24 protein-coding genes and 1 pseudogene are annotated in these 23,793 nt (G+C 65.3%); 21 read left to right on the plus strand and 4 right to left on the minus strand.

The features are described from left to right. Window positions 1-3: 3 nt before the first annotated feature. The 6 genes from QTI66_RS24950 to QTI66_RS24975 all read left to right on the plus strand — a co-directional run bounded on the left by QTI66_RS24950 (window position 4) and on the right by QTI66_RS24975 (window position 4,743). Window positions 4-984: a Bug family tripartite tricarboxylate transporter substrate binding protein gene (locus QTI66_RS24950; RefSeq protein WP_286562744.1), complete on the plus strand. Its 981-nt coding sequence runs from the start codon at window positions 4-6 to the stop codon at window positions 982-984. 22 nt (window positions 985-1,006) lie between these two features. After that, window positions 1,007-2,371, plus strand: coding sequence for an acyclic terpene utilization AtuA family protein (locus QTI66_RS24955; protein ID WP_286562745.1), 1,365 nt, complete (start codon window positions 1,007-1,009; stop codon window positions 2,369-2,371). Further along, window positions 2,371-2,694, plus strand: a complete 324-nt coding sequence (locus QTI66_RS24960) for a DUF4387 domain-containing protein (RefSeq protein WP_286562746.1) — start codon at window positions 2,371-2,373, stop codon at window positions 2,692-2,694. Before QTI66_RS24955 ends, QTI66_RS24960 begins: the two co-directional genes overlap by 1 nt. Before the next feature lie 33 nt (window positions 2,695-2,727). Next, window positions 2,728-3,819 (plus strand): helix-turn-helix domain-containing protein, encoded by a 1,092-nt coding sequence (locus QTI66_RS24965; RefSeq protein ID WP_286562748.1) that lies wholly within the window; start codon window positions 2,728-2,730, stop codon window positions 3,817-3,819. A 185-nt stretch (window positions 3,820-4,004) separates the two neighbouring features. Continuing rightward, a complete protein-coding gene (locus QTI66_RS24970) occupies window positions 4,005-4,508 on the plus strand; it encodes a hypothetical protein (protein ID WP_286562749.1) in 504 nt (167 codons plus the stop codon). Between the two features lie 4 nt (window positions 4,509-4,512). Further along, window positions 4,513-4,743 (plus strand): hypothetical protein, encoded by a 231-nt coding sequence (locus QTI66_RS24975; protein ID WP_286562958.1) that lies wholly within the window; start codon window positions 4,513-4,515, stop codon window positions 4,741-4,743. A gap of 74 nt (window positions 4,744-4,817) precedes the next feature. Here the strand turns inward: QTI66_RS24975 and QTI66_RS24980 are convergent, their stop codons facing one another. Next, window positions 4,818-5,474: a TetR/AcrR family transcriptional regulator gene (locus tag QTI66_RS24980; protein WP_286562750.1), complete on the minus strand. Its 657-nt coding sequence runs from the start codon at window positions 5,472-5,474 to the stop codon at window positions 4,818-4,820. A 135-nt stretch (window positions 5,475-5,609) separates the two neighbouring features. Between QTI66_RS24980 and QTI66_RS24985 the strand changes: the two genes are divergently transcribed. Continuing rightward, window positions 5,610-6,851, plus strand: coding sequence for an alpha/beta hydrolase family protein (locus QTI66_RS24985; protein ID WP_286562753.1), 1,242 nt, complete (start codon window positions 5,610-5,612; stop codon window positions 6,849-6,851). Between the two features lie 46 nt (window positions 6,852-6,897). Here the strand turns inward: QTI66_RS24985 and QTI66_RS39610 are convergent, their stop codons facing one another. After that, window positions 6,898-7,365, minus strand: coding sequence for a DUF3565 domain-containing protein (locus QTI66_RS39610; protein ID WP_353506217.1), 468 nt, complete (start codon window positions 7,363-7,365; stop codon window positions 6,898-6,900). A 283-nt stretch (window positions 7,366-7,648) separates the two neighbouring features. On the opposite strand from QTI66_RS39610, the gene QTI66_RS25000 reads away from it, so the two are divergent. Next, on the plus strand, window positions 7,649-8,677 hold the full coding sequence (locus QTI66_RS25000; protein WP_286562754.1) for a helix-turn-helix domain-containing protein: 1,029 nt from the start codon (window positions 7,649-7,651) through the stop codon (window positions 8,675-8,677). A 152-nt stretch (window positions 8,678-8,829) separates the two neighbouring features. Further along, complete coding sequence (locus QTI66_RS25005) at window positions 8,830-9,828, plus strand: helix-turn-helix domain-containing protein (RefSeq protein ID WP_286562755.1); 999 nt, start codon at window positions 8,830-8,832, stop codon at window positions 9,826-9,828. Window positions 9,829-9,855: 27 nt separating this feature from the next. Here the strand turns inward: QTI66_RS25005 and QTI66_RS25010 are convergent, their stop codons facing one another. Together QTI66_RS25010 and QTI66_RS25015 are read right to left on the minus strand one after the other, a co-directional pair. Further along, window positions 9,856-10,092 (minus strand): hypothetical protein, encoded by a 237-nt coding sequence (locus QTI66_RS25010; RefSeq protein ID WP_286562756.1) that lies wholly within the window; start codon window positions 10,090-10,092, stop codon window positions 9,856-9,858. Between the two features lie 64 nt (window positions 10,093-10,156). Further along, window positions 10,157-11,047 (minus strand): LysR substrate-binding domain-containing protein, encoded by an 891-nt coding sequence (locus QTI66_RS25015; RefSeq protein ID WP_286562757.1) that lies wholly within the window; start codon window positions 11,045-11,047, stop codon window positions 10,157-10,159. A gap of 304 nt (window positions 11,048-11,351) precedes the next feature. On the opposite strand from QTI66_RS25015, the gene QTI66_RS25020 reads away from it, so the two are divergent. The 12 genes and pseudogenes from QTI66_RS25020 to QTI66_RS25070 all read left to right on the plus strand — a co-directional run bounded on the left by QTI66_RS25020 (window position 11,352) and on the right by QTI66_RS25070 (window position 23,696). Further along, window positions 11,352-12,050: an RraA family protein gene (locus QTI66_RS25020; RefSeq protein ID WP_286562759.1), complete on the plus strand. Its 699-nt coding sequence runs from the start codon at window positions 11,352-11,354 to the stop codon at window positions 12,048-12,050. After that, window positions 12,047-12,985: an NAD(P)-dependent oxidoreductase gene (locus QTI66_RS25025; RefSeq protein WP_286562761.1), complete on the plus strand. Its 939-nt coding sequence runs from the start codon at window positions 12,047-12,049 to the stop codon at window positions 12,983-12,985. Before QTI66_RS25020 ends, QTI66_RS25025 begins: the two co-directional genes overlap by 4 nt. Window positions 12,986-13,029: 44 nt before the next feature. Beyond that, entirely contained in the window at window positions 13,030-14,349 is a 1,320-nt protein-coding gene (locus tag QTI66_RS25030; protein WP_286562762.1) for an MFS transporter, read from the plus strand. 33 nt (window positions 14,350-14,382) lie between these two features. After that, window positions 14,383-15,306, plus strand: coding sequence for an SMP-30/gluconolactonase/LRE family protein (locus tag QTI66_RS25035; protein WP_286562763.1), 924 nt, complete (start codon window positions 14,383-14,385; stop codon window positions 15,304-15,306). After that, the gene (locus QTI66_RS25040; RefSeq protein ID WP_286562764.1) at window positions 15,303-15,791 is read left to right on the plus strand and encodes an amidohydrolase family protein; all 489 of its coding nucleotides are present in this window, start codon (window positions 15,303-15,305) and stop codon (window positions 15,789-15,791) included. The genes QTI66_RS25035 and QTI66_RS25040 overlap by 4 nt, the downstream gene beginning before the upstream one ends. Before the next feature lie 75 nt (window positions 15,792-15,866). Next, a complete protein-coding gene (locus QTI66_RS25045; protein WP_286562765.1) occupies window positions 15,867-17,534 on the plus strand; it encodes an acetolactate synthase large subunit in 1,668 nt (555 codons plus the stop codon). Then, on the plus strand, window positions 17,531-18,658 hold the full coding sequence (locus tag QTI66_RS25050; RefSeq protein WP_286562766.1) for a zinc-dependent alcohol dehydrogenase family protein: 1,128 nt from the start codon (window positions 17,531-17,533) through the stop codon (window positions 18,656-18,658). Before QTI66_RS25045 ends, QTI66_RS25050 begins: the two co-directional genes overlap by 4 nt. After that, window positions 18,655-19,545 carry a poly(R)-hydroxyalkanoic acid synthase subunit PhaE gene (locus QTI66_RS25055; protein WP_286562767.1) on the plus strand — a complete coding sequence of 297 codons (891 nt, stop codon included), beginning with the start codon at window positions 18,655-18,657 and terminating at the stop codon, window positions 19,543-19,545. Before QTI66_RS25050 ends, QTI66_RS25055 begins: the two co-directional genes overlap by 4 nt. 11 nt (window positions 19,546-19,556) lie before the next feature. Then, a complete protein-coding gene (phaC, locus tag QTI66_RS25060; protein ID WP_286562768.1) occupies window positions 19,557-20,663 on the plus strand; it encodes a class III poly(R)-hydroxyalkanoic acid synthase subunit PhaC in 1,107 nt (368 codons plus the stop codon). A gap of 54 nt (window positions 20,664-20,717) precedes the next feature. Then, window positions 20,718-21,638, plus strand: coding sequence for an alpha/beta fold hydrolase (locus tag QTI66_RS25065; RefSeq protein ID WP_286562769.1), 921 nt, complete (start codon window positions 20,718-20,720; stop codon window positions 21,636-21,638). After that, a pseudogene (locus QTI66_RS39615) lies at window positions 21,635-22,072 on the plus strand (CoA-transferase); the annotation flags it as partial. The gene QTI66_RS25065 and the pseudogene QTI66_RS39615, both read left to right, overlap by 4 nt. A 73-nt stretch (window positions 22,073-22,145) precedes the next feature. After that, on the plus strand, window positions 22,146-23,696 hold the full coding sequence (locus QTI66_RS25070; protein ID WP_353506218.1) for a CoA-transferase: 1,551 nt from the start codon (window positions 22,146-22,148) through the stop codon (window positions 23,694-23,696). The last annotated feature ends 97 nt before the right edge of the window (window positions 23,697-23,793 follow it).

Consider the following 23,793-nt stretch of genomic DNA (forward strand, 5'->3'; position numbering starts at 1 on the left):
TTCATGCACCTGTCCCGCCGCGAACTCATCGCGACCTTGGCCGGCGCCGCGTGCATGGGCACATGGCCTGCTCGTGCCGCGGAGGCCTATCCCAACAAGGCGGTGAAGCTCATCGTGGCCTTCGCGCCCGGCACGGGCAGCGACGCGCTGGCGCGCATCGTGGTCAACGCCATGACGCCCTTGCTGGGCCAGCCCATCATCGTGGACAACCGCAGCGGCGCCGGTGGCGCGCTCGGCACGGAGCAGGGCGCGCGATCGCCCGCTGATGGCTACACGCTCACGCTGGTCACCACCAGCACGCTGCTGACCACGCCCTTGATCAATGCCAACGTGCACTACCGCGCGGAGAAGGACTTCGTGCCCGTGGCCGGCATCGCGCGCAGCCCCTTCGTGATCCTGACCGCCGACACCCCCGGCGCACCGCGCACGCTGGCCGAACTGGCACGCCGACTGGAAAAGGATGGCGGCTCCTTCGGCTCGGCCGGCGTGGGCACCATCACGCATCTTGCGTCAGAGCTCTTTCTCAAGCGCGCCAACGTGAAGGCGGTGCATGTGCCGTATCGGGGCAGCACCGCCGCGCTCACCGATGTGGCTGGCGGCCAACTGCTGTTCGGCTGCGACACGCTGGTGGCCGCGTTGCCACTGGTGCGCGGCAACCGGCTGCGCGCGCTGGCCGTGACCAGTGCCGAGCGCCTGCCCGCACTGCCGCAGGTGCCGACGGTCGCCGAGGCGCTGCTGCCGGGCTTCCAGGTATCGGCCTGGTGGGGCATTGCGGCGCCTGCCGGCACGCCCGCCGATGTGGTGCAGCGCCTGTCGCAGGCCGCGCAGCAGGCGCTGGGTACGCCGGAGGTCAAGAGCCAGTTTGCGGCGCAGCTCGTCGATCCCATGCCGCTGGGTGCCGCAGCCTTCGATGCACTGATCCGCTCCGAGTTGCCAGGCTGGACCGACTTCGTGCGCCAGACCGGCATCCGCGTCGAGTCCTGAACAACAGAAAAGACTTTCCTTCATGTCCGAAGAACTTCGCATCGTCGCCCTCAACGGTTGCCTGGGCTATGGCTTCGATCCGCAGAGCCTGGCGCTGGGCGCCGAGGTCTCGCCCCACATGTACGGTGCCGATGCAGGCTCCACCGACGCCGGGCCCTATTACCTTGGCAGCGGCACCTCGATGGTCCGGCGCGAGCAGATCCGCCGCGATCTTTCCATTGCCCTGCCGCAAGCACGCCGCAGCGGCGTGCCCCTGGTGATCGGCTCGGCCGGCATCGCGGGGGGCGAACCCAACCTGCAACTGGTGCGCGAGATCCTGCTCGAATGCGCGCACGAGCAAGGGCTGCACTTTCGCCTCGCGACCATTCATTCCGAAATCGATCCCTCGGTGGTGCTCGATGCATTGGGCAGCGATGGCATTCAACCCATGCCGGGCGTGCCGGCACTCACGGAGTCAGACGTGCGCGACAGCGTGCGCATCGTCGGCCAGATGGGCACCGAACCGTTTGCTGAAGCGCTGGCCGCCGGTGCCGACGTGGTGCTGGCCGGCCGCGCATGCGACACCGCGATCTATGCAGCGTTGCCCATCTCGCGCGGCTACGACCCCGCGCTGGCGCTGCACCTGGCCAAGATCATGGAATGCGGCGCGCAGTGCGCCGTGCCGCAGGGCACCAACGATTGCCTGCTGGGCGTGCTGCGCCGCGACCACTTCCTCGTGCGTCCGCTGGCGCCGCATCGCGTGTGCACCGTCGAATCCGTGGCGGCGCACACCATGTACGAGCAGAACGATCCGCTGTGGCTGCACGAGCCCGAAGGTCGCGTCGACATGCGCGACGCGCAGTTCGAGCAAGTGGATGCGCAGACGGTGCGTGTGTCGGGCTCGCGCTTCCTGCCAACGCCGCAGCTCATGATCAAGCTCGAAGGCGCTCGCCGCGCGGGCTACCGCGCCTTCACGCTGGCCGGCGTGCGCGATGCGAATGTCATCGCGAACCTCGATTGCATCGAAGCCTCGGTGCGCGCGGCCGTGCGCAGCAACCTGCCGGCTTCGGTCGACGATGCCGACTATCAGTTGGCCTTCAGGTTCTACGGCCGCGACGCGGTGCTGGGCCCGCGCGAGCCGCAGCGCCATCAGTTGCCGCACGAGGTGGGGCTGCTCATTGAAGTGGTGGCGGCCACGCAGCCGCTGGCCAGCCATGTGCTGTCGCTGGCGCGCTCGTCCACGCTGCATTGCGGCTTTCCGGGCCGCAAGACCACGGCCGGCAACCTGGCTTTTCCCTTCTCGCCGTCCGACGTTGCCGCCGGCGAGGTGTTCGAGTTCAGCATCTACCACCTCATGCGCACGCTCGACCAGCGCAAGTTGTTCCCCATCGACATGGAGCGCGTGTGATGTCAGCCACCACCCTTGGACAACTGGCCAGCGTGCTGCGCAGCAAGAACGCAGGGCCTTTCCAGATCACCATCGACCTGATGTTCGGCGACGCCGCGGCCTACGCGCGTGTGCTGGGATCCGGCGTGTTGAATGCTGCGACCGTCGCAAGGCTCTATCAAGTGGATGCGGCGCAGGTGTCGATCATTCCCTTCGAGCGCGTGTTCTCCATTGAGGTGACCGTTGCGCGCACCTCGGGCACACGCGGCAGCGGCTCGGCCTTCGATCGCGACGTGTACGGCGCGCAGCAGCACGGTCCGCTTGCGGCGCTTGAACTGTCGTAAGAAAACCTTCCTCCCGACGCGAGGCACACGGCCATGAACGCAAGCCTGAGCATCAGTTGCCCGCTGCCACGGCAGGCCGTGATGGCATGCCCTGGAATTCCATCGGGCCGCTACAGCAACCGTGACGTGCGGCCAGCGGAACGCTTCGACCACTGGCACGCCTACATGGCCGGCGTGTACGACACCGCGCGCATGCCGGGTGCACCAGGCGAAACACCAAGCGAAGAGGCGATCGAATCCTCCCAATGGATCTTCGATGGGCTGCTGATGGTCTCGGGCCGCTACGCCGACCTGCACATGAGTCGCGACCAGCGGCGGCTGCGTGCCGATCCGTTCGACCACTACGCCGTGTTGGTGCGCCCTTCAGGCAGCCAGCGTATCGACGTCGATGGCGTGCAGACGCATGCAGGTGCGATGCAGCCCGTGCTGCTGGACATGGCCAGGCCCTTCAGCGTGGAATGGGACAGCGGGCCGGGCACGACGCTGTACCTTCAGCGCGCCGCGCTGGATGCGCTGCTGCCACGCGCGCTTGACCTGCACGGCGTGCGCTTGAACGGCGCGAGCGCCAGGCTGCTTGCGGAGCATCTGATTTCGCTCGAACGGCACCTGCCTTCCATGTCCGCCGAGTCGGCGCCGGGTGCGCGGCGCGCAACGCTGCATCTGCTGGCGGCAAGCCTCGCGCCGTCGGTGCAATCGCTGGGGCTGGCGCGACCGGCATCGGATTTCGGCCTGAGCCAGATGATGCGGCGTCATGTCGATGCACACCTCAAGGATGCGCAACTCACTGCCGAAAAGCTGTGCCGGCAATTCGGCGTGTCGCGCTCCACGCTCTACCGGATTTTCGAGCCCATGGGCGGTGTGTCGACGTACATCAAGCGCCGGCGGCTCGCGCGCATCCACGCCATGCTGGCGCAGCCTGAGCAGCGGCAGTACATCGGTCGCATTGCACAAGACTTCGGCTTCACCAGCGCGGCGCACTTCAGTCGTGCCTTCCTCGAGGCTTTCGGTTATCGACCGCGCGAGGCGCCGCAGCGCGCCTGTGCGCCCACGTCGCGCCAGCGGGCGGGCCACGCCTGGGAAGCGCAGGGCTTTCGTGCCTGGATCGATGCGATGGGCATGGGCTGAGGGGCGCCAGGCGGCGGAGCATTGCGGTTTCGGCACTGCACTGCAAGACCAGAGCGCATCGATCTTGGCGAGCGCGGCGGCCGAAGTGGTCAAACGCCTGACCATTTGGGACACAAGAGACGCTGAGTCAAAAAGTGGGATCGCCAGTCCACTCAATGTGGACGCGGCGCGAGACCATCGTGCTCATGACACCGACCCAGATCCTTGCACTCGTCGCCTTGACCTTCTACGCGGTCTACAAGCAGTCGACTCGCCATGAAATCATCGGCAAGACCCGCTTCAAGCTTGCCGCCATCTATATCGGCGTGGGCCTTGTCACCGGCGGCTTCTACTTGCCACCCAGTGCAACGGCGTGGTCTATTCTGGGTGGCAGTGTCCTGGCGAGCGTTCTGGTGGGCGTGGCGCGAGGGCGCCTCAGCAAGGTCTGGGCAGAGCCGGACGGGCGCATCCATTGCCAGGGCACGCCGCTCAGCATCGGCTTGTTCCTGGCCCTCATCGCCGCGAAGTACGCGCTCGGCGCGTGGCAGTACCTGACGCATCAACCCAGCGAGCACGGTGGCTTCGGCGAGGTGCTCGTCATGATTGGCCTGATGGTCGCGATGCAGGCGGAAATCATCTGGCGCCGGGCATTGGCATTGCGGAAAAGCATGAAGCCGACGCGCCGTGCGGAACTGGCCTTTCAGGAATGAAGACATGACCACCACCGCCCAGCCCGCAGCGAGCGCCTCGACCTGCCCCTTCAGCCAACGCGCCGCCGACTTCGACCCCTTCAGCGACGGCTTCCAGCAAGACGCGCCCGAGTACCTGCGCTGGTCGCGCGAAGAGCGGTCGGTGTTCTTCAGCCCCGCGGGCCGGAACACTTGTGGGTCGAGTGGAATCCGAAGCTCAATCCACAAGCGCCGCGGGATGTGGCCTGCGTCTTAGCGAGTTGATGGCGTCAAGCTCTCGCGCCTCGGCGCGCTGACGCCACGGCGTTCTGAAAAATCCTCCACACCGCATCAGGGCTTGCGCACTGCCGGCGCGGACGAGTCGCCACCCACGAAGCCGAGCACAAGGCGCACCAGCGCGTCCTCGATGTCTGCGCGCTTGGCCGGTGAGTCGGACGCCGCCACCAGGCCATGCAACACTCCCGTCACCGCATGCGTCAGCACAAAGGCCTGCGCCGGCGTCATGGGCGCGACGACGCGGTCGCCGCCCACGATGCCTTGCGAACTCAGCATGGTGGTGATGTCCTTGAACATGGGATTCAGGCGCTTGCCGGTGCCCTTGATGAGTGCGTGTTCCATCAAGCGGCGATGCACGCGCTTGCGTCCACCGTACGCGCCCAGCACCGCCTGCACCAGCAAGCGCACGCGCTCGCCGGGCGCCTCGGGCGGCGGCCCGGTCAGCGAGCGCATCGCCTTGGCCGCGAGGCCATCGAGTTCGCGCCGCATCAAGGCATCGAGGATGGCCTGCTTGTCCTTGAAGTACTGGTAGAGCGTGCCGATGCTGACCCCGGCCAGCTCGGCCACTGCATTGGTCTTGAGCGAAGCCACGTCGCCCTCGTCCAGCAGCCGCGAGGCCGCCTCCAATATGAGTTCGACCTTGTGCTGCGAGCGTGCCTGCTGCGGGTTGCGGCGCGCAACTGCTTGATCTTTATGGTTTTTTTCGGTCATGGCGTGCGCCTTCGAACGCGAGTGGCAAAACATGAGGGTGACTCATATTATTTCCACATGGCGCCAAAGACACAACGGCGGCGCATTCATTCGACACCTTCAACGGAGACCAGAGCAATGAAACGCAGGAACTTCATGGCAGCCACTACAGGCATCGCCGCCGCCACCCTCGCCGGCGCACAGACCAGCGGCAGCAGCGCCGCCGCCGCAACAGCAGCACGCCCCGACCAACGCCTCGCGCAAAAGTACCGTTTCAACGATCCCAACATGGACCTGTTCTTCATGGCCGCACTGGGCTGGGGACCGACCGGCGGGCTCGACATCGGTCAGGCGCACTACGTGGCATCGAAGATCGTCGACGGCGACGCCGACAGCTGGGTGCAGGCCTTTGCGAACTACGGCGACGTGCAGAACGCGCAGGCCCAAGCGTGGCTCGACCGTGGCTGGAAGCAGGCGGCCGGCGAGGCGCGCCTGAAAGCTTTCGCCTCGTATCGCTCTGCCTGGCAGTTCGCTGCGCCGGGTGAGGTGTTTGCATCGCTCTACGCCAAGCACAAGACCGCCTTCGCAAGCGCGATGGGTGAACTCAGCTTGCCGGCCACCTTCTTCAACGTGCCGTACCAGGGCAAACAACTGCCTGGCGTCTATCTTCAGAACCCGGTGAAGAATGCGCCCGTCGCGCTCGTCATCGGCGGCGCCGACACCTGCTTCGAAGACCTGTTTCTCACCATGGGTCGCAACCTGCTGGCGCGTGGCTATTCCGTCGCACTGGTGGACCTGCCGGGGCAGGGCGACACGATGGTGAACGGCCTGCACTGGGAAGCGGAAGCCGAGAAGTCCATCGCCTCGGTGATCGACGTGCTGGTCGAGCGCTTCAAGGCCAAGCCGGGCCGCATCGCGTTGATCGGCCTGAGTCTGGGCGGCTACTTCGTCGCCCGTGCCGCGGGGCGCGAGTCGCGCGTGGCAACGGTGATCGCGAGCACGCCCTTTCCGAATCCGGCCGAGCTGTTTGCACTCTCCGTTCGCGCGGCGATGGCGGCACCCGATGCCGCCACGCCGAACGTGGCCACGCAGCGCAGCCGGGCGGTCACCTTCTGGAAGGCCGGCGCCCGCACGCCGGACGAATTTCTTTCGCGCACCGCCGGCATGGTTGCGGACGCTTCACTCGTCACGGTGCCCTTCCTGTCGATCCTGGGTGCCGGCGATTCGCAGGTCTTCGCCATGCAGGCCAAGGCCTGGCATCGCGACATCCGCTCGACGCGCAAGTCCTTCGTGCTGCTCGACGCGGCCTCGGGCGCGGACGGCCATGTGCAGGTGAACAACCGGCTTCGGCTCGCGCAGGAAAGCAGCGGCTGGATGGACGAGATCTTTTCTTCCTGAAGAGAGGTTTGCGATGCGACTGTCATCACCGGTTCGCCGTGTGGGCTCATTTCTTTTCAGGCGCGCCGTAGAACTCGACGAAAAAGCGCACCGGGCCGACAGGCTCGACGTTGTGCAGCACTTCCGGCACCACGATGCCGGGCGCCTCAGGCGTGAGCACGGTGTCGACCTGCCATCCGTCCACGCGGTAACGCAGCTGCCCTTCCAGCACCTGGATCTTGCCCCAAGTGCCTGCGCGCGTCGTGTGGTCCTTGCGCAGCCCTGCGGGCACGGTGTCCTGCGTGAAAACAGGGGAGCTGCGGTAGGGCTCGAAATGCGCCGGCAACTCGAAGCGTTCGCAGCGCACGCAATTGAGCATCGACCCCAAGTGCGCCTGCCGACCCTCCTCGCTCATGACCCATGGCCGCGACACCAGCGGTGGGTCGTGGCGCACGTGCTGCGGATGACCGCAGGAGAGCAGTGCAACCCAGTGCCCTTCTTCATCCTGCGTGTAGCTGGTGATGGGACGTTCCATTGCGATGCTCCTCAAACCTTGTGGAGTTCAATATAGCTCTCGGCCCCGTAGTGCAGCGTGCTGCGCGAGTAACAGGGCGGTACCTGAATGTCGAACTGGGCGCGGGAATGTTTGGACACGGCCTTCGTCGATTTCGGCCAGGAAGCGCAGCGATCGCGTGATGGACAGCGCGATGCGATCGGAAGGGCCGGCTGCGTCGTCGTGCATCGTGAGGCTGCGGGCGACCTTGCCTGAGCGGCCTGCGCGTCGGATACTGCCGAAGGCAAAACATGAGGAATGCTGCATGACGGAAGGCGGGTTGCAGCGCCTGCACCTGGTCTCCGGGGAATTCCCGGCGCAGGAGCGCTTCGAGCGGTGGCAGGCGAGCCTGGGCGGCACGTTCAACGTGTCCGTCCCCAGCGGCACGCGCCCCGAAGACAGCGCCTACGACGTCTCCATCTGGCAATTCGGCCCTGTGCTGCTCAGCGACAGCGTTTTCGGCCCGCGCTCGCAAAGCCGCACCTTGAAGAACGCGCGCGCCGACCAGGTCGACCACTACCGCCTGATCCTGCAGACCCAGGGCGAGCTGCGCCTGGACGCGGACGGCCGCCGCTTCCGCGTCGAAGCCGGCGAGCTGGTGATCTCGGACATGTCGCGCGCCGAAGGCTACGAGACCACGCGCGGCGCCAACATCGTGATGTTCGTGCCACGCGAGATGCTCGACGAGGCCTTGCCGCGCAGCGTCGACCTGCATGGCGCAGTGCCGCGTGGCGCCACCGCCCGCATGCTGGTCGACCATCTGCGTGCGCTGGCGCGCGTGGCGCCCGAACTTCAGCCGCAGGAGACCGCGGCGCTCGCCCGCGCCACGGTCAACCTGCTGGCCGCCAGCCTGACGCCGTCGGCGCAGACGCTCGATCACGCCCGCCCCACGGTGGAAAGCACCTTGCTGCGCCAGGCTTGCCGCTACATCGACCTGCACCTGTCGGAGCCCGACCTGTCGGCCGAGGCGCTGAGCATTTTCTTCAAGGTGTCGCGCTCGACGCTGTATCGGCTTTTCGAGCCGCTCGGCGGCGTGTCGCACTACCTCAAGGAACGCCGCCTGGCACGCATCCACGCGGTGCTGTCGTCCTCCGGCCAGCGACAGTACCTCGGGCGCATTGCCGAAGACCACGGCTTCAAGAGCACGACGCATTTCAGCCGGGCGTTTCGCCAGCAATACGGCTACAGCCCTCACGAGGTGCGTCAGCGCGGCCTGGGCGCGGTGCCCGAATCCGCTGCGAGCCGTGCGGGCCAGGCGGCCTTCGACAAGTGGCTGCGTTCCCTGCGCGACTGAAGGCGCAACTATTGCCTGGGCGGCACCTGAGACGCGCAGGCAAGAATTGACACGCCGCGTTGAGACGCGCGGCGTCCCGATTTCTAGAATTTCCGCATCGCATTCAAACGGTGCTCTCCATGTCTCTCACGTGCTCACCCCGGCTTCCGAACATGCGCTTCGATTCGCGCTCGACTTCGCCGAGACAGGCGCTGGATTACTGGCGGGGTTCGCTCTCGCAGAGCTGGGAAATGCAGTTGGCCGAAGAGGCCGATGCGGACCAGTTCCATGCGCAGGTGTCGGTTTGGCGCATGTCCGAGTTGATTGTGGGCACCGCCACCTTCGGGCCATTCCAGAAGCGCCTGCGTCGCGAGCGCAACATCCAGTCCGACCAGCTCGACCACTACCGCCTGCTGATGCTGCGCGAAGGCGAGTTCCACTGCGACGCCGCAGGGCAACGCGTGTCGCTGGCACCGGGGCGCTTCGTCATCACCGACATGGCGCGGCCGGAAGAAAGCGAATCTGCATGCTCCACCGCCGTGCTGTACATCCCGCGCGACACGCTCGACGCCGCCTTGCCGCAGCCGATGCGCCTGCACGGCCTGTCGCCCGACAACGCGTGCGCGCACCTGCTGTCGGACCACCTCATGGCCTTGCTGAAGGCCCTGCCGGACACGGCGCCGCAAGAGCTGCCCGCGCTCTCGGCGGCCACGGTGGGCCTGGTGGCCGCCAGCCTTGCGCCGACGGCCATCGACTCGGCGACGACCGGCGTGGCCATCGACAGCGCACGGCTGCGGCAGGTACGCCGACACATCGAGGAACACCTGTGCGAAGAGGAGCTCGCGGCGCCGCAGCTGTGCAAGCAACTGCGCATATCGCGCTCGGCGCTGTACCGGCTCTTCGAGCCGCTTGGCGGCGTGTCGCAGTACATCAAGGAGCGGCGGCTGGCGCGCGTGCACCAGCTCCTCGCCCAGTCCAGCGAACGCCAGGTCATCACGCGGCTGGCCGAAGACCATGGCTTCAAGAGCGCGGCGCACTTCAGCAAGGCGTTCCGGGCGCAGTTCGGCTACAGCCCGCGCGAGGTGCCGCGTGCCGTTGAGCTGGCGCGGCTGCCGGGCTGCGGCAGCGCGGAAGATCGCTTCGACCATTGGCTGGAATCGCTCTGCCATTGAGGCTGTGAAGCGGCAGCCGCAGCGCTGCTATTGCGATTGCTTTTCTGATTTGTGGCGTACCACTATGGGCTGTTGCTTGCGACGACGCCGGGCGGCATCGGCCGGGAATCGGAGGGGCTTCGCGTGCGCGTCGAAGCCGGCCAACCCATCCTGGTGGACATGGCGCGTGTCGGCTGCAGCCACTTCATGACCGAAAGCAGCATCACGCTCTACGTGCCGCGCGATGCGCTCGACGCCGTGCTGCCCCGCCGATTCGATCTGCATGGCGTAACGAGAACTCGCTGCATCGCCGGGCACAAGCTTTCACCTTCCCTTTTTCCGTCGTTGCTCAGCTTGCCCGCGCGGTTGCGGCGAGCAGCGCAACAAGGCGTTTGCTCGCAGGCGACAAATAGCTGCTCTCCCGGTACGTCACGACCATGCGCCGTCGCATGGTCGTGCCCTTGACCTCTACCTCCTTCAGCCCCGATCCCAGTTGACCGGCCTGCAAGTGGTGCCGTGAAATGAAACTGAGCAGGCCCGTCTCGGCGATCAGCGCAGGCAACATCAAGAGCATGGAACTTTCGATCTGGACTCGGGGCCGTGGCAGGTTCCGCCGCTCGAAGGTCTGGTCAAGCCAATCCCGCGTCGGTGCGCCGGGCGGTTGCAGCACCCATCGGTATGCACACAGATCCTTCAACGTCGGGGATCCCTTGAACACGTCGTGCTTGGAGCTGGCTGCAACAACGATGGGGTCTTCCGCCAGGAACTGCGAAGTGATTCCGGCTTCGGCTTCGCTCTCGGTTTCGATCGTCATGTCGAGCTCACCCGAACGCAGCATGGGCTGAAGCACGTCACTGAGGCCGACAGTGGTCTGGATATTGACCTCTGGCGCTTCCGCGAGCAGTTGGCGCGCGGCCGGCGGCAGCAGAAACTGCGCCGCCGTCGGAATGATCCCGATCCGCACAGTGCCCGAGAGTCCACTCCCGATGTCGCCGATCTCCCGCCGCGCCTCTTCGACGTCGAGGCGCGTGCGCCGGGCCCATTTCAGCATCACCTTTCCGGCGGCCGTGAGCTTGATGCCGCGACCGGACCGCTCGAAAAGAGGCGCGCCGCACACTTCCTCCAGACGACGAACGGAGCTTGTCAGGGCCGGCTGTGTGCGGTGCACACGCTCGGCAGCCTGGCCCATGTGTTCGAGCTCGGCGATGACTTCAAAGTAGCGCAGGTCTCTGAGGTCCATTGCAAAAGTCCAATCTATGTATCTGCAAAAACAATCAATTGGACTGTAGGCCTTGCAGGATCAATACTCAAGGCCAAGAACCACAGATTGCCGAGTTCCCCGCAGAGTCGGCGTCACAAGTGGAAACAACTGCTGAACAGGAGACAACCGTGAAGCTGATCCCATTGCTCGAGTCCTGCGCGTTTCGTGTGTCTGAAATGGACGCATTCGAACGCGATGACTGACGCCGCTCGCATCCCGCGCTAAGCGCCTCTTTTCCCCACCCACCCCGCCGGCACTGCCGGCAACCCTTAAGGAGACTTTCATGAGTCAAGCCGCTGCATTGCCCGACGTTATCCGTGACATTGAACGCACCCCCGCAGACATCGTGGACAAGGCGTCCGCGTTTCCTTCATCGATCCTGGCCGACGTCGCCGGCCGTCGCGGTGCCTTGCATGGCCGCATCGCGCCGCTGTCGCGGTCGATGCGCTTCGCTGGAACCGCGATCACCGTGGATGTGCGCCCCGGTGACAACCTGATGATCCACGCCGCCATGGCCATCGCCAAACCCGGTGACGTGCTGGTGATTGATGGGAAGGGCGACCAGTCCGCTGCACTGATGGGCGAGATCATGTCGCAGCAATGCGTCGCCCTTGGGATCGTCGCGGTCGTGATGGACGGCGCCTGCCGTGACAGCGCAGAAATCTGCAACATGGGCTTTCCCATGTATTCGGTTGGCACGAATCCGAACGGCCCCACGAAGTTGGTGTCGGGCCGCCTGAATCATCCCATTTCCATCGGTGGCGTCACGGTTCATCCCGGAGACCTGCTCGTCGGCGACGCTGACGGCGTGACGGTGATCGAGCGCGAAAAGGCCGCATCCCTCCTGCCGCTGGCCGCAGAAAAGGTGGACATGGAAACCAAGCGCATCGCTGGCATCAAGAGCCGCCAGGCGCTTCGCCCGGCCTGGCTCGACGGCGCACTGCGCAGTGCCGGCGTCCTGAAGGAAGGAGAAACGCTGTGAGCACGACAAAGCCTGTTTTGCTGGTCACCGGCGCCGACCTGGCCGAACAAGCCCTGCGCCTGTTGGGCGACTACGAAGTCGTGTACGCCGGCAAGACGCCGACCGAAGACGACATCGTTGCGCTGTGCGCCAGGCACGACCCGGTCGCGATCATCGTGCGCTACAGCAAGGTCGGTGAGAAGGCGATGGCGGCAGCGCCTTCACTGAAGGTCATCTCCAAGCACGGCAGTGGAACCGACACCATCGACAAGGTGGCGGCGCGCGCACGCGGCATCGAAGTGGTGGCTGCCGTCGGCGCGAATGCTGCGGCGGTGGCAGAGCAAGCGCTGGCACTGATGCTTGCATGCGCCAAGTCCGTGACCACCCTCAATGCGCGCATGCATGCGGGGCATTGGGACAAGGCGACCCACAAGAGCCTTGAACTGAATGGACGGACGGTGGGTCTTGTCGGCCTGGGCGCCATCGGACAACGCTTTGCCAGGATGGCGGATGCACTCGGCATGCGTGTGATTGGCTTCGACCCGTTCGCGAAAAACCTGCCGGACTACATCAAGCCGGTCGAGCTCGACGCGATCTGGCGCGAGGCCGATGTGATCTCGCTGCACTGCCCGTTGATGGAAGAGAACCGCAACCTGCTCAATGAGAAGACATTGGCCGCCTGCAAGAAGGGCGTGGTCATCGTCAACACCGCGCGCGGCGGCTTGATCAACGAGACGGACTTGCTGGCCGCGTTGCAAGCGGGTCAGGTGGCCAGCGCTGGTCTTGACAGCTTCCATGTCGAGCCAATGACCTCGGGCCATCCGTTCCAGGGCGCGCCCAACCTGATCCTGAGCCCGCACATCGGCGGCGTGACGAGCGACGCCTACGTGAACATGGGTGTGGCCGCCGCGAAAAACGCGCTGGAAGTGATCGCGCGGCAAGCCGCGGTCGCCTGACCCTGCGCTCTCTCCCAATCTAAGTATCACATTGGAGACAAGACATGCAAGTCGATCGCACCCCCGAGGCGGCACTGGAAAAGGCAACGATGCGGCGCGTCACGCTGCGCCTCGTGCCCTTCCTGATGCTTTGCTATTTCTTCGCGCTGCTGGACCGCGTGAACGTCGGTTTCGCCGCGTTGCAGATGAATCAGGACCTCGGCCTCTCGGCGGCGGTCTTCGGGCTGGGCAGCAGCCTGTTCTTCGTCGCGTATTTCCTCGTGGAAGTGCCGAGCAACCTGGCACTGGAGAAGTTCGGCGCACGGCGCTGGATTGCCCGCATCATGATCACCTGGGGCATCATTTCTGCGGGCATGGCCTTCGTCGTGGGGCCGTATTCGTTCTACGGCATGCGGCTGCTGCTGGGCGCGGCAGAGGCTGGGTTCTTCCCGGGCGTCCTTTTGTTCCTGACCTACTGGTTCCCCGCCGCATACCGTGCCCGGATCATCGCGATCTTCATGGTGTCGATCCCGGTTGCCAGTTTCATCGGCTCGCCGGTCTCTGCGCTCTTGCTTGAACTCAATGGCGTCCTGGGGCTGAAGGGCTGGCAATGGCTCTTCATCCTGGAGGCAGTGCCGACCATCCTGCTGGGTCTGGCGTGCCTGCGCATCCTCACCGACCGGCCCGCCAACGCAAAGTGGCTGTCGGAAGAGCAACGTGCCTGGCTGCAAGGCCGCATCGAGGCGGACGGGGGCAAGAAGGCGGCCATTGGCCACATGTCGATCTGGCAGCTTTTTCGCAACAAGCATTTCCTGGTGATGGCGATGGTTTGCGCGGGCGCTTCGGCCACTGGCACGGCGCTTTCCATCTGGCAGCCGCAAATCATCAAGGGCTTTGGGCTCAGCAACCTGGAGACCGGGTTCATCAACTCTGTTCCCTACGGCATCGCGTCCGTGTTGATGGTTCTGTGGGGACGTCATTCGGACCGCACCGGTGAGCGCCGCTGGCATACCGCCCTGGCTCTCCTGCTGATTGCCTGCGGCCTCGGGGCGCTGTCGCTCACCAAGGGCATGCTCGCGCCGACGGTCATGTTGCTGAGTTGCGCACTGATTGGCGCCTACTCGTTCAAGGGTCCTTTCTGGGCGCTGTCGTCGACCTGGATGTCACCCAGGGCGGCGGCCGCCGGGTTGGCTGGCATCAATGCGATTGCAAACCTGGTCGGCGGTGGCGCGATCTCGCTGGTGGGCTTGATCAAGGAGTCGACGGGCAGCTTTGCACTTGCGCTCTTGCCCCTGGTGATCTTGACCTCTGTGGGTGCCCTCAGCGTCCTGTGGATGACGCGCCAGCCCCATTCCGGCGCGTCTGCTGCGGCGACTCCAGCCTGAATCCCGTCCCATCAGGCAACGCAGGAGCCTCGCATGCACCTTCTTCAGACTCCGGTTGTTCGCGACGCCGAGACGTTCACGAGCATGCCGGCCCACTACCGACGCACCAATGTGCGCTCGGCCTGGGCTGACGCAAACCGCGGTGGCGCGCCGGTCGATTCCTTTCTGGAGGGGCCGGTGTTCGATGGCGCGGGCAATCTCTACGTCACCGACATTCCCTTTGGCCGGATCTTCCGGATCGATGCGAGCGGCGAATGGGATCTCGTCGCGGAGTACGACGGCGAGCCCAACGGAATGAAGTTCCTCAACGACCGTGAATTGTTGATTGCCGACTACAAGAACGGTCTGATGCTGTGCGAGATATTGAGCGGCGCGGTACGACCGTTTCTCGCACGCCGCAACAGCGAACGCTTCAAGGGCATCAACGACCTGGTGTTCGATTCGAGCGGCAACCTCTACTTCACCGATCAGGGTCAGACCGGCATGCACGACCCGACCGGTCGGCTGTACCGCCTGCGTCCGGGCGGACAGCTCGACCTGCTGCTGTCAAACGCGCCGAGTCCAAACGGGCTGGCCCTATCTCCGGACGAGAAGGTCCTTTACCTCGCCGTGACCCGAGGAAATGCCGTGTGGCGCGTGCCACTGCTCGAGGACGGCAGTGTCGCCAAGGTGGGCCAGTTCTTCACGTCCCATGGTCCCAGTGGTCCCGATGGAATTGCTGTCGATCAGCAAGGCCGGGTGCTTGTCGCCAACCCCGGCCTGGGCTACGTGTGGGTGCTGAACCATCGCGCGGAGCCGGTACAGGTACTGCGAAGCACCCAGGGCATGTCGCTGACGAATATTGCCTTTGGCGGCGTCGATCGCCAAGCGCTTTACTGCACCGAGTCAACGAGCGGAACTGTCCTGCGGGCAGAACTCGATGTGGCGGGCCTTCCAGTGCACCGGGGGCAACCATGAGCATTCATGAAACCCACAATCGCCGCGCCTTCGTGAAGTCCGTTGCCGGCCTTTCTGGTGTCGCGCTCGGATTGGGGGGATGCGCCGTCGCCACGCTGGGACCGATGGTCCGTGGCGAGAAGACTGCCGTTCCGTATTCCGAGGGGACCGAGGCTCCGGCCACTGCAGTGCCTGTGGGTGCGACCGATTGCCACCACCACATCTTCGACCCGCGCTTTCCGCGCCCGAACGGGCGTACCGGCATCTGGGGCACCGTGGAAGACTACCGCTTGCTGCAACGGCGCCTGGGCTTGTCGCGCTCGGTGATCGCATCGCCATCGAGCTACGGATTCGACAACCGCTGCCTGGTCGACGCACTCGACGCATTCGGCAACAGCTCGCGCGGTGTCGCCGCGGTCAAGTTCGACGACAGCGATGCCGAGCTCCAGCGGCTCCATCGCCATGGTGTTCGCGGCAACCCATCCCGACTTTATTGGACGCAATAAGACCCTTGCGTCGCACATCCCGCAACGCAGTCCATGAACCCACCTCACCCGAATCTTTAACTTGAAGGAGACACCATGAAAGCATCTGACCTGTTCGTCAAGGCCCTGGAAAACGAGGGCGTAGACCGCATCTTCGGCGTGCCAGGCGAAGAAAACCTCGACGTCGTGGAGTCGCTGCGCGGCTCCAGCATCCAGCTCGTCCTGACGCGCCACGAGCAATCGGCGGCGTTCATGGCGGCAACGCACGGTCGCCTGACGGGCAAGCCGGGCGTCTGCATGGCAACGCTGGGGCCTGGCGCGCTCAACCTGGTCACTGGCGCGGCCTATGCGCATCTTGGCGCCATGCCGATGATCCTCATCACCGGGCAGAAGGCGATCATGACGGCCCGCCAGGCGCGCTTCCAGATCGTCGACATCGTCGCAACGATGAAGCCGCTGACGAAATCATCGCGGCAAATCGTGAGTGCGGCCAGCATTCCGACGGTTGTGCGGGAAGCCTTTCGGCTTGCAATGGAAGAGAGACCCGGCCCGGTCCATCTCGAACTGCCGGAGGATGTCGCCGCCGAGCAGGTGCCTGACGACATCACCATCGTCGATGTGCACCCGGTCGAGCTTCCTGCCGCGCAGGACGCTTCCATCGACAGGGCTGCGGCGCTGCTGATGGCGGCGAAGCGCCCGTTGGTGATGTTCGGCGCCGCGACCAACCGACCGCGGCTCGAAGGCGAACTGACGGACTTCGTGCGCCGCACGCGCATCCCGTTCTTCAACACGCAGATGGGCAAGGGCACCGTCGCGGGCATCGGCAGTGCGGATGGAGGTACCGAGTTGTGGATGGGCACGGCGGCATTGACCGAGCGCGACTATGTGCACGAGGCCATCGACAAGGCCGATCTGATCTTGTCCATCGGCCATGACACGATCGAGAAACCACCGTTCATCATGGGCGCCAAGGGTCCCAAGGTGATCCATGTGGGCTACACGCCAGCCATCGTTGAGCAGGTGTTCTTTCCGCACGCCGAAGTGGTGGGCGACGTCGGCTCGAGCCTGACGCGCCTGGCGGACAAGGTGGAGGGCAAACTGCCCAACGCCGCCGCGCTGGTTCCGATGCGCGAGAGCATCCTGAAACGCACGCTGGACCGCGCCACCGAATCCCGCTTTCCGCTGACGCCGCAACGCATCGTCCACGACGTGCGGGAAGTCATGCCGGCCGATGGCGTGGTGGCGCTCGACAACGGCATGTACAAGATCTGGTTTGCCCGTTGCTACCGCACGCGCAGTGCCAACGCGCTGTTGCTTGACAACGCGCTCGCGACCATGGGCGCCGGTCTGCCCTCGGCCATGATGGCTGCGCTGCTGTATCCGGATCGGCGCGTGATGGCCGTGTGTGGCGACGGCGGCTTCATGATGAACTCGCAAGAGCTCGAGACCGCCGTGCGGCTGAAGCTGAACCTGGTGGTACTCATCATCCAGGACGACGCCTACGGAATGATTCGGTGGAAGCAGGCGGTCGATGACTTCAACGATTGGGGCTTGACCTTCGGCAATCCTGACTTCGTCAAGTACGCCGAAGCCTATGGTGCGAAAGGGCGTCGTGTCGAATCGGCCGAGTCGTTGGTGCCGACGCTGGAAGCGGCGTTCCGTGAAGGTGGCGTGCAACTGGTCACCGTGCCCGTCGACTATGCGGAAAACAGCCGCGTGCTTGTCGATGAACTCAGGAACCGTGTTCCGGAGGTGGCGCTGTGAAGACGCGCGCCGCCGTTCTTTACTCGATGGATTCGAAACCGCCGTATGCGCAGTCGCGGCCGTTGCATATCGAGGAGGTCGACTTGGCGTCGCCGGGCCCCGATGAAGTGATGATCAAGGTCGTGGCCGCCGGGCTGTGCCACTCCGATCTGTCGGTGATCAACGGCGACCGTCCGCGCCCGATGCCGATGGCGCTGGGGCATGAAGCTGCTGGCATCGTCGAGGAGGTGGGCGAGGGCGTGACGGACCTTTCCGTCGGCGACCATGTCGTCGTCGTGTTCGTGCCAAGTTGCGGCCACTGCGCGCCCTGCGCGGAAGGCCGGCCTGCGTTGTGCGAACCGGGCGCTGCGGCCAACGGTGCCGGCACCCTGCTCTCGGGGGCGCGGCGACTGAGCCGTGGCAACGAGCCGCTGAACCATCAACTCGGCTGCTCGGTGTTCGCGGAGTACGCCACGGTGTCGCGGCGCTCGCTCGTGAAGATCGATCCAAGCGTTCCGTTGCACGAGGCGGCGCTGTTTGGCTGCGCCGTGCTCACCGGCGTGGGCGCGGTGGTCAACACGGCCAAGGTACAGGCCGGTGCATCGGTGGCGGTCATTGGCTTGGGAGGCGTGGGCCTGGCCGCACTCATCGGCGCGCATGCGGCCGGGGCGCGACAGATCATTGCCATCGACTTGGCCGACGACAAGCTGGAGCAGGCGCGAACGCTCGGCGCCACGCACACGGTCAACGCCGGTCAAGCCGATGCGCTGGAGCAGATCCGCACGCTGAGTTCGGGCGGGGTCGAGTTTGCCTTCGAGTTCGCAGGTTCGGTACGTGCCTTGGAGCTGGCTTACAAGATCACGCGCCGTGGCGGCATGACGGTGACGGCCGGGCTGCCGCCGGCCGCCGCGCTGTTCCCTGTTCCTGCCGTGAACCTCGTGGCCGAGGAGCGCACCCTCAAGGGCAGCTACATCGGGACATGCGTGCCGTCGCGCGACATTCCGCGCTACATCGCGCTCTACAAGCAGGGCCGCCTGCCGGTGGACAAGCTCCTGACGGGCCGCCTGAAACTCGACGACATCAACCACGGCTTCGACCTGCTGCACGAGGGCAAGGCGATCCGGCAAGTGGTGGAGTTTTCATGATGGCCGGGCCGAACGATGCCATGCCGCCGTGGATGAACGCGTGGGCGGACAGCATGCCGCCTTTCATGAAGGCGATGTTTCCAGGGGTGCCAGATGCACCTGCGGGCGAGAGCGCGAAGTCGTCGATGGAAGAACAGTTCGAGGCGCTGCATGCCACGTGGAAGGAGTCCATCCAGAAGTGGACCGCCCTGGCAAAGGAGGGGTCACGCCCCGATGCCTTGACGCCCGAAGCCTTGGCCGCATTGTTTTCCCCGGCGCGCTGGAGCGGCCCCGGCGCGGACTTCGACGCTGGCCTGCGCGATGTGCTGGAAGGGCCGAAGTACGCCACCTTGTGGAACATGGACCGCGAACTGCTGCAACTGCAGCAGCGCGCGACCGAGCGCGACAAGGCGGTGCGGGCCTATCAGGAGATCGAGCGGAAGGCGTGGAACAAGGCCTTCGAGCGCTTCACCGCGTCCTTCATGGAGAAAGGCGAAGCGCCGCCGACATGGCGCGGCATGACCGATCGCTGGCTCGCCATCGCCAACGACACGCTCATCGAGGCGCACCGCACGGACGAGTTCGTGAACACCCAAAGCCGCATGCTGCGCACTGCGTCGGAGTACCGATTGCAGGAGCGCCATCTGGCCGAAGCATGGTGTGCGGCGACCCACATCCCCACGCGCACGGAGATGGATGAAATGCAGCGCGTGGTCACGGAGCTTCGGCGCGAACTGCGCCTGCAACGGCGCCAGCTGGCCGCTTTGACGACGGCGCCGACCCCCGGCACGAAGACCCCGCCGCCGCGCACCCCGAGCAAGCCAGAGCCCCAAGGTCGTACCGACGCTCCCAAGAACACACGCCGCACCGCCGCCGCCAAGAAGGCGCGCCGGCCAGCCAAAGCCTGAAGGCCCCCGCCATGACAGCCCTCAAGAAATCCCCCGCTGCCGCAGCGCTCGCCGAGTTCAGCGACTTCACACTGAAGATGGCGCGCGGCCAGATGCTGCTCGGCAAGATCAAGGACGAACACGTCGAGATCGCCACGGCTGACAAGGAAGTTGTCTTTCGCGAAGACAAGACGACGCTCTACCGCTACAAGCCCACGGCCAAGCGAACGCTGGGCGTTCCCGTGCTGGTCGCCTACGGGCAGGTCGGCCGCTACACGATGACGGACCTTCAGGAAGACCGCTCGATGCTGCGCAACCTTCTTGCGCTCGGCGTCGATGTCTACGCAGTGGACTGGGGCAGCCCCACCCGCAGCGACCGATGGCTGACCTTCGAAGACTACGTCGACGTCTACCTGAACGACTGCATCGAGTTCATCTGCCGCGAGCACGAGATCCCGGCGATCAACCTGCTGGGCATCTGCGAAGGCGGCATCTTCTCGCTGTGCTACGCGGCCTTGTACCCGGAGCGCATCAAGAACCTGATCCTCACGATCACGCCTGTCGACTTCCATCAGGACCAGGCCGAGGGCCGACTCAACCACGGCCTGATGAACCTGTGGACCCGCGGCATGAGCGCGGAAGACGTTGATCGCCTGATCGAAGCCAACGGCAACCTGCCCGGTGAATTGATGAGCTACGTTTTCGCGCAGATGACGCCCGGCGCGACCCTCTCAAAATACAACGTCGGCCTGCTCGACACCTTCGACGACGAGAAGAAGTTGCTCAACTTCCTGCGCATGGAAAAGTGGCTGGCCGACCGGCCGCACCACCCGGGCGAGGCGGCGAAACAGTTGCTCGTGAACCTCTACAAGAACAACGAGTTGATCCACGGCGAATTCGAGTTGGGCGGGCGCAAGGTCGATCTGGCGGACATCCGCATGCCGGTCCTCAACGTATTCGCCAAGGACGATCACATCATCCCGCCGAAGACCACGCAGGCCCTGCGCGGTGCCGTCGGCAGCAAGGACTATTCGGAGATCGGCCTCGATGGCGGCCACGTCGGCGTGTTCGTCAGCGGCAAGTCGCAGGGGGTGCTCGGCAAGGGCATCTTCGACTGGCTCAAGAAGCGCGATCGGTAGCCGGTGGCCAGGCGTCAACACGTCACGACGGAACCTCGGCTGAAGGAGGTGTTGGTGATTGGTCACGGCGGCTTTCGCAAGCTTGCCTACGCGGAATGGGGGCCGGAGAAGGCAGAGCGCACGGTGGTCTGCGTGCACGGTGTGTCACGCACTGGCCGGGACGTTGACGTGCTGGCTTCCGCGCTGGCCGCGGAAGGCGTTCGGGTCGTTGCGCCTGATCTCCCCGGACGCGGACGCAGCGAGTGGCTCGCGAAGCCGGCGCACTACACGGACCGGGCCTACACCGGTGCGTTGTCCACGCTCATCGCCCGGCTCGATGTCGAGACGGTGGACTGGATCGGCACCTCGCTGGGCGGCCACATCGGCATGCTGATGGCTTCCGAACAGCAGACGCCAATCCGCAAACTCGTGCTCAACGACTTCGGAGCGCGCGTGTCCGCCTCGGCGCTGCGGCGCATCGGTGCCTACCTGGGCAAGCGTTGGCGATTCGCATCCGTGGAAGACCTCGAGGCCCACCTGCGCGAGATCCACGAACCCTTCGGCAACCTCACCGATGCGCAATGGCAGCACCTGGCGAAATACAGCGCCGCGCCGGACCCGGCTGGCGGTGTCCGCTTCCATTTCGACCCGGCCATCGGCATGCGCTTCGGCATCCCGATTTACCTGGACGTGGTGCTGTGGCAGCTGTGGGACAGGATCGAATGCCCGGTGCTGATCCTGCGCGGCGAGGACTCCGACCTGTTGAGCGAAGCGACGACGCGGGCGATGCTCGATCGCGGCCCGGCAGCCAGGGCCGGCCAGGTGAGCGTTGTCGATGTACCCGAGTGCGGGCATGCGCCTGCGCTCATGGATGCGAGCCAGATCGCGACCATCCAGGACTTTCTCTTTCCGGCCAGACCTCGCGCAAGTGGCCGGGCGCGTTCGTCCGTCGCAGCCTCGCGTGCGGGCCGTTCCAACCCTGCGAGCACACCATGAAGCAAGACAAGATCGTCACGGCCGAGGAAGCTGTCGCCTTGATACGCGATGGCGATTCGGTGAGTTGCTCGGGCTTCGTCGGCATCGGCACGCCGGAGGCGCTGATCGAGGCGCTGGAGAAGCGTTTTGTCGAAACGCAGGGTCCCCGCGACCTCACGCTGATCTTTGCCGCGGCGCCGGGCGACGCCAAGGAGCGCGGGCTCAACCGGCTCGCGCATGCGGGGCTGGTCAAGCGGGCCATTGGCGGCCACTGGTCGCTCGTGCCCAAGCTCGCAAAGCTGGCCACGGACAACCTCATCGAGGCGTACAACCTTCCGCTCGGCGTTGTCTCGCACTTGTACCGCGACGTGGCGGCGCACCGTGCGGGGAGCTTGAGCAAGGTCGGCATGGGCACCTTCGTCGACCCGCGCAACGGCGGCGGCAAGATCAACGCGCGAACCACCGAAGACCTGGTGCGCGTGATGGACATCGACGGCGAGGAATGGCTGTTCTACAAAGACCTTCCCCGTGAACGTAGCGCTGATCCGCGGCACCACCGCCGATGCGTCCGGCAACGTCACGATGGAACGCGAGGCGCTGGTGCTGGACGCGCAGGCGGCCGCGATGGCGGCACGCAATGCCAACGGCCTGGTCATCGCGCAGGTGGAGCGCATCGCCGCCACGGGCTCGCTGGATGCGCGCAGCGTGGTGGTGCCCGGCGTGCTGGTCGATTGCGTCGTGCTGGCGCCTGCGTCATCGCACCTGCAGACCTACGGCACCGACTACAACGCCGCCTTCTCCGGCGAAATCCGCGTGCCCACCGACAAGATCGAACCGCCGCCACTGGACGAGCGAAAGCTCATCGCGCGGCGTTGCGCCTTCGAATTGCCGCTGGGCGGCGTCATCAACCTGGGCATCGGCGTGCCGGAGGTGGTGGCCGCCGTGGCCGCCGAAGAGCGCGTGCTGGACGACCTGACGCTCACGGCCGAGCCCGGCGTGATCGGCGGCATGCCGCAGGGCGGGCTGGACTTCGGCGCGGCGGTCAACGTGCAGGCGCTGCTGCACCAGAACCAGCAGTTTGATTTCTACGATGGCGGCGGGCTCGACCTCGCATGCCTGGGCATGGCGGAGATCGACCGCGTGGGCAACGTCAACGTGAGCCGTTTCGGGCCGCGCCTGGCGGGGGCGGGTGGTTTCATCAACATCAGCCAGAACGCCCGCCGGCTGATCTTCGCGGGTACGTTCACCGCGGGCGGGCTGGAGGTGTCGGTGGAAGATGGCAAGGTGCGCATCCACGCCGAAGGCAAGGTGCGCAAGTTTGTCGATGCGGTCGAGCAGATCACCTTCAGCGGTGCGCAGGGGGCGGCCAAGGGTCAGTCGGTGCTCTACGTGACGGAGCGTTGCGTGTTCAGGCTGCAACCGGAAGGCTTGCAACTGATTGAGGTGGCGCCGGGCATCGACGTGGAGCGCGACATCCTCGCGCACATGGCGTTCCGGCCGGTGATCGGCACCGTGGCCACCATGGACGCACGCATCTACCGCACCCGCTCGATGGGCCTCGCAGCCGTGCTGCAAGACCTCCAGCTTTCCGACCGCCTCACCTACGACGCCGGGCGCAACACGCTCTTCGTCAACTTCGAGGGCATGGTGATCCGCAGCATGGAAGACATCGAGAGCGTGCGCCGCGTGTTCGAGGCGCTGTGCAGCCAGTTCGACCGCAAGGTGAACGTGATCGTCAACTACGACGGCTTCAAGCTCGACGACATGGTGAGCGAGCCCTATGAAGAAATGGTGGCCGCGCTGCGGGCGAAGTACTACGCCACCGGCCGGCGCTACAGCACCAGCGCTTTCATGCGCGCGAAGCTGGGGGGCGCGTTGCAGTCTCGCCAATCCTCAGCTCGCGTCTTTGAGACACGCGCCGAGGCAGCGGAATTTCTGCGGAGTCGCCCGAACGCCGCAACGTCTGCCCCGAAAAGTCAGAACGCAGAATTGCAAAAGCCAAATCTATCAATAGCAAGAAAAGATCGATTGGACCAGCGGGATCCATCCGTGAATACTTCATCCACCAACCGCTGTTGAGCCCTGATCAACAGCACCCCCGCAAAAATCTGGAGACAAGCAAATGGAATTTTTTCGCCGCACCGGCGATGCATCGCATCGCCTCACCTTTGCCGTC

The sequence above is a fragment of the Variovorax brevis genome (genome assembly GCF_030317105.1).
Lineage (GTDB): Bacteria > Pseudomonadota > Gammaproteobacteria > Burkholderiales > Burkholderiaceae_C > Variovorax > Variovorax brevis.